Origin of the sequence: Streptomyces sp. WAC05292 (genome assembly GCF_003949955.1) — a bacterium.
In the GTDB taxonomy this organism is placed as follows: Bacteria; Actinomycetota; Actinomycetes; order Streptomycetales; family Streptomycetaceae; genus Streptomyces; species Streptomyces globosus.
Window position 1 is genome coordinate 15775 of sequence record NZ_RPSE01000039.1, and the last position, 14026, is coordinate 29800.

7 protein-coding genes are annotated in these 14026 nt (G+C 68.9%); 5 read left to right on the forward strand and 2 right to left on the reverse strand.

What is annotated here, in order from left to right:
- The first annotated feature begins 69 nt into the window (after positions 1-69).
- Entirely contained in the window at positions 70-4713 is a 4644-nt protein-coding gene (gene pglW, locus EF903_RS07625) for a BREX system serine/threonine kinase PglW (protein WP_125542193.1), read from the forward strand.
- Positions 4710-8354 (forward strand): BREX-2 system adenine-specific DNA-methyltransferase PglX, encoded by a 3645-nt coding sequence (gene pglX / locus EF903_RS07630; protein ID WP_125542183.1) that lies wholly within the window; start codon positions 4710-4712, stop codon positions 8352-8354. Before pglW ends, pglX begins: the two co-directional genes overlap by 4 nt.
- A 67-nt stretch (positions 8355-8421) precedes the next feature.
- Here pglX and EF903_RS07635 read toward each other — a convergent pair whose 3' ends face one another.
- Together EF903_RS07635 and EF903_RS07640 are read right to left on the reverse strand one after the other, a co-directional pair.
- Positions 8422-8631, reverse strand: a complete 210-nt coding sequence (locus EF903_RS07635) for a DUF397 domain-containing protein (RefSeq protein ID WP_125542185.1) — start codon at positions 8629-8631, stop codon at positions 8422-8424.
- Positions 8613-9455, reverse strand: a complete 843-nt coding sequence (locus tag EF903_RS07640) for a helix-turn-helix transcriptional regulator (RefSeq protein ID WP_125542195.1) — start codon at positions 9453-9455, stop codon at positions 8613-8615. The genes EF903_RS07635 and EF903_RS07640 overlap by 19 nt, the downstream gene beginning before the upstream one ends.
- 188 nt (positions 9456-9643) lie before the next feature.
- Between EF903_RS07640 and EF903_RS07645 the strand changes: the two genes are divergently transcribed.
- The 3 genes from EF903_RS07645 to EF903_RS07655 form a co-directional block, all read left to right on the forward strand.
- Positions 9644-9874, forward strand: coding sequence for a hypothetical protein (locus tag EF903_RS07645; RefSeq protein ID WP_125542187.1), 231 nt, complete (start codon positions 9644-9646; stop codon positions 9872-9874).
- Positions 9871-10122 carry a hypothetical protein gene (locus tag EF903_RS07650; protein WP_125542189.1) on the forward strand — a complete coding sequence of 84 codons (252 nt, stop codon included), beginning with the start codon at positions 9871-9873 and terminating at the stop codon, positions 10120-10122. The genes EF903_RS07645 and EF903_RS07650 overlap by 4 nt, the downstream gene beginning before the upstream one ends.
- A gap of 180 nt (positions 10123-10302) precedes the next feature.
- On the forward strand, positions 10303-14026 hold a 3724-nt coding region (locus tag EF903_RS07655), incomplete at its 3' end, for a phage resistance protein (protein ID WP_260614935.1).

The window sequence follows — 14026 nt, forward strand, 5'->3', positions numbered from 1 at the left end:
AGCTTCCCCCTCCGCCGGATGGCCGAGCCGGTCAGCTCTCAGCAGGAAGCGACGAAGCGGGGGCCGCACATGCGGGAAGGCCGGTGGACCACGGTCACCGAGTCCGAGTACGAGCACGAACACCGCGGCTTGGAATCGATCCGCGAGAAGCTGCCCGACGCGGATCCCTGGCGGGCCTGGTCGAACTTCACCTTCACCGCGAACACCGGACACGTCCGCGAGATCGATCTCCTCGTCGTCGCCCCCGGCGGCGTCTGCATGATCGAGCTGAAGAACTGGCATGGCTCCCTGACCAGCGAGAACGGCACCTGGGTCCAGACCACGCCCACCGGTCGCCGTGTCACCCACGGCAACCCGCTGCACCTGGTCAACAAGAAGGCGAAGGAGCTCGCCGGGCTGCTCGGCCAGAACGGCAAGCGCGTCTGGGTCGCCGAGGCTGTCTGCTTCACGGCCGGCGACCTGCGCGTACGGCTCCCCGCCCACGACGAGAACGGTGTCTACACGATCACCGAGCTGGTCGCGATGCTGCAGCAGCCCCCGCGTGACGAGCGCCGGCGGATCACCGCCATCGACTCCCGCGAGATCAAGACCGCCCTGGAGCGGGTCGGCGTCCGCCCCAGCGACGCCAGGTACAAGGTCGGACCGTACGAGCTGAAGCGGAAGGCCTTCGACTCCGGCGAGACCTGGGCCGACTACCTCGCCGAGCACACCGAGCTGCCCGAGGTCGCCCGCGTCCGCATCTACCTGCGCGAGCGCGGCTCGGACGCCTCGATCCGGCAGTCCGTGGAGAGCGCCGCCCGACGCGAGGCGGCCGTCTTGCGCCGCTTCCGCCACCCCGGTGTCGTCCAGCTCAAGCAGTACGACCCGTCCGGGCACGCCTGGGGCCCCGCCCTGATCTTCGACTACCACCCGCAGACCCTGCGCCTGGACGAGTACCTCCTCCAGTACGGGGAGAAGCTCGACATCCTCGGCCGCATGGCCCTCGTCCGGCAGCTCGCCGAGACGATGCGCTCCGCCCACTCCAGCCGCATCCACCACCGGGCACTCGCCGCCCGCTCGGTGCACGTCATACCGCGCAACCGCGGGCGCGAGGGACAGGCCGTCGGCGAGGACGCGGCCTGGCTCTCCCCGCACCTGCAGATCTCCGACTGGCAGATCGCCACCCAGCGCAGCGGCGCGGGCGGCTCCGGGCAGGGCGGGACCCGCTTCGCCCCGACCGCGCTGTCGGCGATGCACCTGCCGGAGGGCTCCGACCCCTACCTCGCGCCCGAGCTGACCGCCCTCAATGCCGACCCGGTCTACCTGGACGTCTACGGCCTCGGTGTCCTCACCTACCTCCTGGTGACGGGCAAGGCCCCGGCCGCCAGCCAGGCAGAACTCCTGACGCGCCTCGAAGCGGGCGAGGGCCTGCGCCCCAGCTCCCTCGTGGACGGCCTCTCCGAGGACATCGACGACCTGGTGCAGGCGGCCACCGCCTACCGGCCCGGCCAGCGCCTCTCCACCGTCGACGAGTTCCTCGAGATGCTGGAACTCGTCGAGGACTCCCTCACCGCCCCGGCAGCGCCCCCGGCACCGGAGGCCCCCGAGAAGGACCCGCTCGAAGCGGTCGCCGGCGACGTACTCGGCGGGCGCTGGCAGGTCCGGCGTCGCCTGGGCACCGGTTCCACGAGCCGCGCCTTCCTCGTACGCGACCTGGAGGCCGAGGAGCGCAAGACGCGGCCCTTGGCGGTCCTCAAGGTGGCGCTCTCCGACAGCCGGGGCGAGATCCTCGCCCACGAGGCCGAGGTCATGGGGCGGCTGCGTGCCGACTCCCGCGTCATCCGGCTCGTCGAGCCGGAACCGCTGAAGATCGCCGACCGTACGGTCCTCGTCCTGGAGTACGTGGGCGACGAACGGGAGGAGACCGGCGAGGGCGAGGAATCCGGAACCCCCCGCACCCGCCGCCGCGAGGAAACCGTGGCCCGCCAGCTGCGCGAGAGCGGCAGGCTCCAGATCGACCAGCTGGAGGCGTACGGCGACTACCTCTTCGGCGCCGTCGACTTCCTGGAGGGCGAGAGCGTCTGGCACCGCGACATCAAGCCGGACAACATCGCCATCCGCATCCGCCCGAACCGCACCCGCGAGCTCGTCCTCATCGACTTCTCCCTGGCCGGATACCCGGCTAAGGACTACGAGGCCGGCACGGAGGGCTACCTCGACCCGTTCATCGGGACGCTGACCCGGACCGCCTACGACTCCCACGCCGAGCGGTACGCGGTCGCGGTCACCCTGCACCAGATGGCCTCGGGCGAACTCCCCAAGTGGGGCGACGGCTCGGTGCTGCCCCGGATGACGGACCCGAAGCAGCACCCGTACCCGACCATCGCGAAGGACGCCTTCGAGCCCGCCGTGCGCGACGGCCTGGTCTCCTTCTTCGAGAAGGCCCTGCACCGGGACGCCTCCCGACGCTTCCCCGAGCTGAAGCCGATGCGGGACGCCTGGAAGAAGATCTTCCTGGACGCGTCGCAGACCGTCCCGTCCAGCCACCGCTCCCGCCACCCGGAACCGGCGGAGCATTCCTCCGCCGTGACCGGCCAGGCCACCATCGCGGACGCCGAACCGCTCACCGCGGAGCAGCAGCGCGAGCAGCTGGCGGCCGAGGTCACCCGCGACACCCACCTGTCGGCCGCCGGCCTCACCCCGGCCGCCGAGGCCTTCCTCTACGGCCTGGACGTCACCACGGTCGGCGAACTCCTCGACTACAGCCGCCGCAAGCTGCTCAACGCCCCCGGCCTGGGTGCGAAGACCCGCAGCGAGGTCCAGCGCCGCCAGCGCGAGTGGGGCGACCGCCTCCGGGAGTCGCCGGTCTCGCCGCTCACCCCGCGGGGCCGGGCCGAGGCCAAGGAGGAACTGGCCCAGCTGTCCGGCACCGAGTCCGTGCTGCTCGGGGCCCTGGCCTCCGGTGAGAACGCCGGCGGCCTCACCGGCTCCGCCCTGCGGGCCGTCAGCCTGGACACCCTGGCCACGATCTTCGTCCCGGAACTCAACAACAACCGCTCGAACCACAACAAGGTCGAGACCGTACGCCTGCTCCTACGCCTGCCCAACGCGCAGGGCGACCTGCCGGACATCGGCGTCTGGCCCAAGCAGAAGGACGTCGCGGACGCCCTCGGCCTGTCGGCCGGCCGCATCCCGCAGCTCCTCAAGGAGGAGCGCAAGCGCTGGAAGAAGCACCCGGCGGTACAGGCACTGCGCGCCGAGATCATGGACCTCCTCTCCGGCCTGGGCCGGGTCGCCTCCGCAGCCGAGATCGCCGACGCCCTCGCCGTACGCCGTGGCACGCAGCTCGCGGAGCGCGAGCAGCGGCGTGCGCTGGCGCTGGCCGCCGTGCGGGCGGTGGTGGAGGTGGAGCAGCTGGAGCCGGAGGAAGCCGAGTTCCAGCACCAGCCGAACCGCAAGGCGACGGAGGAGGCACTGGGCGCGGGCCTGCTGGCCCTGGACGTCCGCGAGGACGACGCCCCGGACACCCCGACGGCGCCGGGCCTGCTCGACTACGCCACCCGCCTGGGAAAGACGGCCGACCGGCTGGCCCGCCTCGAAACACTCCCGACGGCGACGACGGTACTGAGCGAGCTCGGTTCCCTCACCCCTCCCCCGGGCTCGGTGGAGTGGGACGAACGCCGCCTGGTGGAGCTGGCCGCGGCCGCCTCCCTCAACGCGGCGGCGACGCCCCGCCTGGAGATCTACCCGCGCGACCTGTCCCTCGTACGGGCACTCCGCCTCACCCAGGCCGGCCTCGTCCGCCTCATCCCGAACGTCCCAGAGGCCCGCCAGCCGGGCGTGACGAGCGAGGACGTCCACGAGCGCGTCCGGGCCCGCTTCCCCGAGCTGGTCCTGCCGGACTCCCGGGGCGGCCTCACCCACGAGCTCCCTACGGCCGGCCCCCTGACGAAGGCCCTCCGGGACGCCGGCTTCGACCTGACGCTGTCCACGCGCGAGGACACCAAGACCCTGCGCTACCTGCCGACCCGCATGGACAGCGCGTCCAGCTACCTGACGACGGGGGCCTGGCGCCAGGCCACGGATGTGGGTGCGGTGACCCGCTACGCGGACGACCCGGCGCTGGCGGGCGCCGTCCGCGCGAAGGAACGCCTGGCCGCGTCGGCCCGCCGCGACGGCTACCGCGTCCTGACCGTGCACCACCACCGCCCGGAGGAAGCGACGCGCGCCTTGGCCGCGCCGCCCATCGGCGCCCAGGCGGTCTCGGTGACGGCCCTCTTCCTGGAGGCGATGCACGCGCTCGCCCCGGAGGGCTCGAAGCCGACGTGGGAGACGCTGCTGAAGGCTGACGTGGCGGAGCCGGGCTCGCGCGGCGCGATGAAGTTCGCGGAGTACGCCCGGACGGCGTGGGGCAGGGTGGAACCGCAGATCCGCACCCTGCTGGCCCCCGCCGCGGGCACCGGCCCGGTCCTCCTGACGGAGGCGGCGGCCTTCGCCCGCTACGACGCGATGGGCGTCCTGGACCGCCTGGCGGAGGCAGCCCGCCAGGGCGGCCGCGGCCTGTGGCTCCTGGTCCCGCAGAGCGACCCGGCGAGGGAGCCGAAGCTGGGCCAGGTGGCGGTGGCCTACCAGGCGGGCCTGGGCGAGTGGATCGAACTTCCGGACTCGTGGGTCAAGGACGCGAGTACGAGCAGGACAGCAGTGACGGACGGAACCGAGGGAGACACCAAGTGATCGACCGCAAGGCCCTGTTGGAAGACCTCAAGAAGCAGGTCAAAGCGGTCGAGACGGACCTCGGCAAGCAGGTCAAGGCTGTCACCGAGGTAGGCACCCGCCTGCGCGCCGAATACGACCAGGCCCGCAAGCTGGGCCGCACGGCGGCGACGTGGAACTCCTGGCTGGACGAGCGCGTCACGCAGGTCGCGGTCGCCTGGGTCCTGGGCACGGTCTTCGTCCGCTTCTGCGAGGACAACGAGCTCATCCCGGAGCCGTACCTCACGGCCCCGGACCCGGACCGCCGCGACCTGGCCCTGGCCCGGTACGAGGAGTACGTGGCGAAGGACCCGGACCCGACCTTCCGCGGCTGGCTGGAGCGCGCCTTCGAGGAGCTGGGCGCCGGCCAGGCCGGCCGTCTGTTGTTCGACCGCAAGCACAACCCGCTGTTCCAGATCCCCCTGTCGCACGACGGAGCACGCGATCTGATCGCGTTCTGGCGCGAGCGTGACGAGGCGGGCGTCCTGGTCCACGACTTCACGGACAAGCTGAATGAGGACGGCACGCAGGGCTGGGACACCCGCTTCCTGGGTGACTTGTACCAGGACCTCAGCGAGGCCGCCCGCAAGACCTACGCGCTCCTCCAAACCCCGGAGTTCGTAGAGGAGTTCATCCTCGACCGCACCATGGACCCGGCAGTCCGCGAGTTCGGCTACGAGGGTCTGAAGATGATCGATCCGACGTGCGGGTCGGGCCACTTCGTGCTGGGTACGTTCCGGCGGCTTGTCCGCCTGTGGGCCGAGGGCCAGCCCAGTAAGGACGTACATGAGCGGGTGCGGGCCGCGCTGGACTCGGTGCACGGCGTGGACCTAAACCCGTTCGCAGTGGCTATTGCACGGTTCCGGTTGTTGGTTGCGGCCATGGCAGCGAGCGGCGTCCGGACAATGGCCGAGGTCGCGAGGTACGAGTGGCCGCTTCATTTGGCGGTCGGTGACTCGCTCATCAAGCACCGGCACCAGCAGGGCAACCTGTTCGAGAACCTGGAAACCGAAGGCACCGACGAGCTGGCTGAATTCAAGTACATGCCGGAGGACGTGCACGAGCACCCGGGCATCCTCCACCAGGGGCGCTACCACGTTGTAGTGGGCAATCCACCTTACATCACAGTGAAGGACAAGAAGCTCAACGAGCTGTATCGAGGACTCTACAAAGCCTGCTCTGGCAAGTACGCCCTTTCGATCCCATTCGCACAGCGATTCTTCGAGCTGGCCAAGGTAGGAGACAGCCAGAGCGGGCGGGGTTACGGCATGGTCGGGCAGATCACCGCGAACTCCTTCATGAAACGGGAATTCGGCACGCGCCTCATCGAGGCTTACTTCGGCCACGAGGTGGAACTGACAGAGGTGATCGACACCTCGGGGGCTTACATTCCAGGGCACGGAACACCCACGGTCATTCTTATCGGGAAGCAGCGTGGCGGCAATAACCGTTCCGAAACAATTCGGACAGTGCGTAGTGTCCAAGGCGAGCCTGACGCTCCAGAACTGGCCGAGGATGGGAAGGTTTGGAACGCTATTGCTCGCCAGATCGACGACCCAGGTTCAACGAGTCAGTGGGTTTCCGTCGACGACCTAGAACGCGGACGTCACTTCGGAAAGCAGCCTTGGATTCTATCTGACGGCGGCCTCGAAATGGTGGAACAGCTCAATAACTCTCGGCAGGCGACACTTTCCACACTGACCAGCCGACTTGGGGTTTTCGGCATGACTAATGCCGATGATATCATGCTTACAACAAAAGCAGCCTGGGTCCGCAGGGGTGCGGAGGAGGAACTTGGCAAGGATCTAATCCTCGGTGACGAACTGCGCGATTGGGAACATGTGGGCGATACTTACAGCTTCTTCCCGTACACTGCGGATCTCAAGCTTCAAGAGTTGCCAGAAAATTCAGGTGCTTACAGGTGGCTCTGGCCTGGGCGAACCACGATGGGAAATCGCGCCACCTTTTCAAAGGGGACCTATTTCTCTGACGGACGCAAGTGGTACGAGTGGCATCAGACCACTCGAAGCCCTGGTGCCCACGCTTGGACAATTACCCTAGCGTTCGTGGCGACACATAACCATTTCGTGCTAGACCGAGGCGGTAAGGTATTCAAGCAGTCCGCACCGGTAATCAAACTGCGGGAGGGGGCGAGCGAGGAGGAGCATCTGCAATTGCTCGGGCTGCTCAACAGCTCTACTGCCTGCTTCTGGCTCCAACAAGTTTCACACAATAAGGGCGAGGGCGGTGGCGCGCGCGTTGAAGCAGGGTACGCCGCAATGGGTAGCGAGGCCTGGAAGAATTCATTTGAGTTCACAGGCACCAAGTTGCACGACTTCCCCTTGCCCGTCAGCTACCCCACAGCCCTCAGCATTGCCTTGGACGGCCTCGCTCAAAAACTGACCTACACCAGCCCGAGGGCAGTAGTGAGAAGGCTAACTGCCACGCCGGCCGCTCTACGTGACGCTAAGAATGTCTGGAACTCCATCCGCGCACGCATGATCGCGCTCCAGGAAGAGTTGGACTGGAAGGTCTACTCGCTCTACGGCTTGTTCCCCGAGGATCTGAGCGTGTCTGGAGATCCAGCAGGTGCCACCGTCCCAGAACTCGCCTTGGGCGAACGTGCTTTCGAGATTGTTCTCGCTCGTCGCATCGCCGCTAATGAGGCCAGCGATGAGTGGTTTAGGCGACACGGGTCCACGCCCATTACTGAGATCCCTGCCCGATGGCCCGCCTCTTACCGGGAGGCCGTCCAAAAGCGCATTGACGCCATCGAGTCAAGTCGCGCTATCGGCATGGTTGAACGACCCGAGTTTAAACGTCGCTGGAAGTCGGACGGCTGGGACAGCCTTCAGGAGCAAGCCCTGCGGTCTTGGCTCCTGGATCGGATGGAGAACCGTGATCACTGGTTCGACGAGAACGGGATGCCCGACCTCGTCAGCCTCTCCCGGCTCACGGACTCTCTTTCCCGTGACGAGGACTTCGTCTCCGTCGCCAAGATCTACGCGCCCCGCAAGGAGCTGCCCGCCATCGTCGCCGAGTTGATGACCGACGAGCATGTGCCGTTCCTGCCCGCCCTGCGGTACAAGCCCTCCGGGTTGAAGAAGCGCGAGGACTGGGAGCATGTCTGGGCTCTCCAGCGGCAGGAGGACGCCGCCCCAGATGAGCCGGCCAAGCGGAAGATCCGGGACGCGATCCCCGTACCGCCGAAGTACACCTCGGCGGACTTCCTGCGGCCCTCCTACTGGAAGGCGCGCGGCAAGCTCGACGTGCCCAAGGAGCGGTTCATCTCGTACGGGCAAACCAACACCCCCACGCCCGACCTCTATGGCTGGGCCGGCTGGGACCACCGGGAGCAGGCGTACGCCCTCGACGCGTACATCGCCTCTCATGAGGCGCTGACCTCCGAGGAGCTGACGCCGTTCCTCGCCGGGCTGCTGGAGCTCCAGCCCTGGCTTGACCAGTGGCACAACGAATTCGACCCGAACTTCGGAGCCTCACCGGCCGCCTTCTTCCGGGGCGACCGGCAGATGGTGCAGGGGGAGCACGGCCTGACCGATGACGACCTGCGCGCCTGGCGCCCGGCCGCCGCAACCCGAGGACGACGCACCACCAAGAAGTAGGGCTGCCGACAACGCCGACGGCCTCCGAGAACGGAATTCGCGGAGGCCGTTCGGTCGTGGTCAATCCTCAACCGGGCAGTTGGTCGCCCTTGACGGCCGTGACGAAGGCCGCCCAGCCATTCGCCGGGAACACGATCACTGGACCGTGCGGGTGCTTGCTGTCCCGCACGGGGACGGCGGCGGCGAAGTCGTCTGAGACCTCGACGCACTGGCCGCCGTCCTGGTTGCTGTAGCTGCTCTTGCGCCAGGTCGCGGCACTCAGGTCGATGGATCGCACGGCACTTCCTCCAACATGCGCAGGATGAACTCTTGCGACTCGGCCGGGGAAAGCGCCAGGTCACGCGTCGCATCGTACGCACGTTGCATGCGCTCCACCGCGACGTTCTCCTCGATCAGTTCGCCCCCGTAGCCGTGCTCGGTGTACGCCACGGTACGCCCGTCGGACAAGCGAAGAAACATGACGTCCGTCGTCGATAGGCCATGCAACCCGGCACTCTGAGGCAGCACTTGAAGCGTCAGGTTCGACCGCTCTGATAGCTCGACCAGGTGCTCCAGCTGCTCTCGCCACTCCCTCGCATCTTGCAGCGCGGTTCTGAGCACGGCATCCGAGAGGATGGTCCGGAATGGTGGTGAGCCCTCCCCTTCCAGGAGGTCCCGCCGTCCCATTCGCGCTTCCACCTGCTGCGTCAGCTCTACTCCGCTGGATCCACCGGAAGCCAGCAACTCCCGCGCGTACCCCCGCGTCTGAAGCAACCCCGGCAGCACGCTCACCGCGAAGTGCCACAGGCTCACCGCCTCGGACTCCAGCGTCATGTACCGCCGGTACCGCTCCTTGAACTGGGTCTTGTCCCCGCGCGCAAGCTCCCAGAGCACGAGCAGCATCCCCGAGGTCCCGTAGTGCTGGTCCAGCGCCTGGGCGACCTCGGGCCCGCCCAGGGTTTCGCCCTTCTCCATCTTCCCGAAGAGCGACCAGTCCCACCCCAGCCGCTCCCCCAGCTGCCGCAGGCTCGCCCCGCTCCCCGCCCTCAGCTGCCGCAGCTCCTCCGCGAACCGTTGCCGCGGCTCCTGGCTGCGGCCCGTGACCACCCTGCGTGGCGGCATCACGGCTCCCCTCCTTGGTCTCCGTGGAAGGTGTGGAACTACCGCCGCGGGCTGGGGAACCAGACCCCCTCCACGGTGTCGCCAGCCTCCTGCGAGATCCATGCTCGTAGTGCCCGGGCTACGCACCGTAATCCACCTCACACGCCCCGGTCCGGGAAACAGGTCACCGCCAGCCGAAGGAGTCCGTCATGCCCGCTCCCCGACCCGCCACCCCCGCCCAGCGCAAGATCAAGGAAGCCATGGACGCCCGTGACGCCCTCGCCGCCGCCCTCACCCGGGCCGGCATCCAGTTGCCCGCCATGGACATCCGTACCCCCTGGGCCGAGGGCGCCCGCTACGCCTTCGTCCACCTCGGGCAGTGCTCCGCACCCGTGGCACACGCCCTCGCGGAAGTGATCACTCGGGGCGCCTCCCGATGACGGCCGACGACCTGCCCGGTCCCGGCCCCGCCCCGGCCATCGGCGCGATCGTCCGGGACACCCGCCGCAACCGCCTCGGCATCGTCACCGACCGCATCGGCCCCCACCTCCGGATCCGCCCCCTCACCGGCGGCCGGGCATGGGAAGCGGAATCGGAAGACACCGAGCCGGTCAGCACCGCGGAAGTGCTCCGGGCCCGCCTCGCGGAGGTCAACGCCCGGAGCCGTAGGCCCCGTCCGACCAGCTGAGGCGGCCGGCCGCTTCCGTACCCCGCTGCCGTCGGTGGCCGCTGCCGTCCCGATCCTCGGGAGATTTCCGCCCATCAGGCCCGTAACCAGCGAGGATGCCGGACAATGTCGGAGGAACTTGTCCCGGTACCGGCACGGACTGCGACGGCGCACGCCGTCAGAAGGTGAGCGAGACGCGCAATGGCCCAGCAGCCGCCCCTCCTCCGCGATGTGATCGACATCAAGGAGTCGATCTCCACCTCCGACTTCGTCCTGCGCCTCTCCGAGGCCACCACCCCCGAGGGTGCCGAGCTCGCGCTCAAGGACTACGTCGTCACGGAACGGCTGCTGGAGAACTTCGACGAGGCCCTCGGCCTCATCAAGGCATCCCTCGACGGGCACACTTCCAAGGCCGCGTACCTCCACGGTTCCTTCGGTTCCGGTAAGTCGCACTTCATGGCCGTGCTGCACGCCCTCCTCAGCGGCAGCCCGGCCGCCCGCCGCCGCTCCGACTTCGACCCCGTACTCGCCAAGCACGAGTGGCTCACCACGGAGGGCAAGAAGTTCCTTCTCGTCCCGTACCACATGCTCGGCGCGAAGGCCCTGGAGCAGCGGGTCCTCGGCACCTACGTGGACCACGTCAAGAAGCTCCACCCCGAGGCGCCGACCCCCCGCGTCTACCGCACCGACTCCCTCTTCGCCGACATCCGTGCCATGCGCGAGCGGATGGGCGACGAGGCCGTCATCAAGGGCCTCGGCACGGTCGGCGGGGAGGCGGACGAGGACGACGAGTGGGGCGAGTCCTTCGCCTGGACGCCCGCCCTCCTCGACACCGCGCTCGCCGCCCAGGAGATCCACGAAGCCGGGTACGCGCTCAACCTCGTCACCCCCTCCACCCCCGTGGAGCTGCGCGCCCGGCTGGTCCAAGATGCGAGCACCAACCTGCTGCCCGGCTTCACGCAGAACGCCCACGAGAACGAGCACGGCTTCATCTCGCTCGACGCCGGCCTGTCCGTGATCGCCGAACACGCGAAGTCCCTCGGCTACGACGGCCTGATCCTCTTCCTCGACGAGCTGATCCTGTGGCTGGCCACCCTCATCCACGACCAGAAGTTCGTGGGCCGCGAGGCCGGCAAGATCACGAACTTCGTCGAAGGCGCCGACGCCCGCCGCGCCATCCCGATCGTGTCGTTCATCGCCCGCCAGCGCGACCTGCGCGAGCTGGTCGGCGAGGAGCTGTCCGGGGCCGCCGAGTCCTCCATCCAGGACACCCTCAACCAGGCATCCGGCCGGTTCGACAAGATCACCCTGGAGGACCGCAACCTCCCCCAGGTCGCGCACGCCCGCCTGCTCCGGCCCAAGGACGCCGAGGCGGCCGCCCTCATCACCGCCGAGTTCGAGAAGACCCGCAAGGTCCGCCAGGAGGTGTGGGACACCCTCCTCGGCTCCGACCGCGGCGCCGACGGCGTCGGGGCCGACGAGGAGAGCTTCCGGCTCACCTACCCGTTCTCCCCCGCCTTCATGGACACGCTCGTCCACGTCTCCTCCGCGTTGCAGCGCAACCGCACCGGCATGAAGCTGATGGGCCAGCTCCTCGCCGACCACCGCCACGAGCTGCGCCTGGGCGACCTGATCCCGGTCGGCGACCTGTACCCGCTGATCACCGCGGGCGGCGACAAGCCGTTCACCGACAGCCTCAAGGTCGTCTTCGAGGCCGCCGACAAGCTGTACCGCACCAAGCTGCGCCCGTTCCTCCTCGCCACGTACAACGTGTCGGAGGAGGACGTCGAGCAGTACACCCACCGCCCCGAGACCCTCACCGACCCGGAGCTGCGCGGCCGGGTGAAGACCTTCGTCGGCGACAACCGGATCATCGGCACCCTCCTCCTCTCCGCGCTCGCCCCGAGCGTGCCGGCTCTCGCCGACCTGACGATCCGCCGCCTGTCCGCGCTGAACTACGGCTCGGTCGTCGCCCCGATCCCCGGCCGCGAGTACGGCATCCTCAAGAACAAGGTCGCCGACTGGGCGGGCCGCTTCCCGGAGATCAAGGAGATCGGCACCGACGCCAACCCGGGCGTCCGCCTGGAGCTCTCCGGAGTCGACGTCGACTCGGTCATCGCCAACGCCAACGTCAACAACAACCCGGGCAACCGCCTCGCCCTCGCCAAGCGGCTGCTCGCCGAGGAGCTCGACCTCAGCCAGGGCCAGCTGGTCGACGAGCTGAACCTCGTCTGGCGCGGCACCAGCCGCGCCGTCGAGGTGATCTTCGGGAACATGGCGGACGAGGACGAGCTGCCCGACCACGACCTCATGCCCCGCGAGGAGGGCCGCTGGCGCATTGCCATCGACCTCCCCTTCGACGACGGCGAGTACGGCCCCGTCGAGGACGCCAACCGCATCCGCCGCCTGCGGGAGAAGCAGCAGGACGAGCGGTCCCGCACGGTCGCCTGGCTGCCCACCCACCTCTCCAGCCAGCGGTACGCCGACTTCTGCCGCCTCGTCGTCATCGACAAGGCGCTCGCCGACGACCAGCGCTTCGACAGCCAGTACGCCGGCCACCTGAACGCCGACAACCGGGCCCGCGCCAAGGGCCTCCTGGAGACCCAGCGCGAATCCCTGCTCAAGAGCATCAAGGCGGCCTTCAAGCAGGCGTACGGACTCGCCGAGAAGAAGCCGGCGGATGTGGAGCTGGGCTTCAGCGACCACCTGGAGTCGCTGCGCGAGGTCGACGGGCTCACCCTCTCCTTCGGGCAGTCGCTGCACGACGGCATCCGGCACATCGCCGGCAAGCTGCTCGCCACCCAGTTCCCCGACCACCCCGACCTCGACCCCGAGAACACCGGGACGGTCGTCAAGGCCGCCGACGCCAGGAAGGTCTTCACCCACGTCCGGGCCGCGGCCGAAGCCCGCGACCACCGGGCCGAGGTCCCGGCGGGCGACCGGGCGCTGATGCGGCGGATCGCCGGTCCGCTGCGCCTCGGACAGCAGAAGGAGGCGTACTTCGAGCTGTCCACCTTCTGGGCCGACCACTTCCGCCAGCTCGCCCGTGAGAAGGGCGTCACCAGCGACCTCACTCTGATCACGCTCACCGACTGGAGCGACAAGCCCACCCCCCGCGGACTGCCCGACTTCCTCGTCCGGCTCGTCGTGGCCTCCTTCGCCGAGATGGACGACCGGGTCTGGGTGCGGGAGGGCATGCCGCTCGACCCCGCCCCGGAACTGACCCAGATCAAGGACCGCGACGCCCTGCGCAGCCAGCCCCTGCCCTCCGCCGAGGACTGGGAGACGGCCCGGCAGCGCTTCGCCGCGGTCTTCGGCCAGACGGCGCCCACGCTCCTGCGCGGCCGCATCGTCAACCAGTTCGCCCGCCAGATCACCGAGCAGGCCCGCGCCTTCCAGGAGCCCGCCGCCGAGCTCGTCCAGCGGCTGGAGGACCACGCCGGGTTCCTGCACCTCGACCAGACCGGTGAGACCGGCCGCCTCGCCCTGGCCCGGCAGGCCGTGGAACTGCTGAAGGCCCTGACCGGGACGGCAGGCCAGGGAGCCGCGGGGGCGAAGAAGACAGTGGAGGCACTGGCCCGCTTCGACCTCGGCCAGGCGAGCGCCGAGCAGTACGGCACGTCCATCGCCCAGGCACGAAAGGTCGCCGAAGCGCTGGCCGCCGCGTCCTGGAGCACGCTGGAACTGGCGTCGGCCGAGGGCCCGGAAGGGGAAGCCCTCCTTGAGTCCCTGCGCAATGTGGCCCGCAGTGAACAGCAGCGCACGGACAGGCTGGAAGAGGCACTCGTACGCACCCAGCGCGAGGTCCTGGCCCTGATCAAGCGGAACCGGGCTGTCCCACTGGGGCGCGGAGCGCAGCAGCACGGCACGGCGCCGGCCGCTCCCGGCCAGAGAAGCGGTCAGAGAGCTCTGGGACGACAGGTAC

Coding starts and splice junctions, on each gene's coding strand:
- EF903_RS07640 (WP_125542195.1), bottom strand. CDS start 9,455: ATGCCGCCACGCAGGGTGGTCACGGGCCGCAGCCAGGAGCCGCGGCAA.
- EF903_RS07645 (WP_125542187.1), top strand. CDS start 9,644: ATGCCCGCTCCCCGACCCGCCACCCCCGCCCAGCGCAAGATCAAGGAA.
- pglW (WP_125542193.1), top strand. CDS start 70: ATGCGGGAAGGCCGGTGGACCACGGTCACCGAGTCCGAGTACGAGCAC.
- EF903_RS07650 (WP_125542189.1), top strand. CDS start 9,871: ATGACGGCCGACGACCTGCCCGGTCCCGGCCCCGCCCCGGCCATCGGC.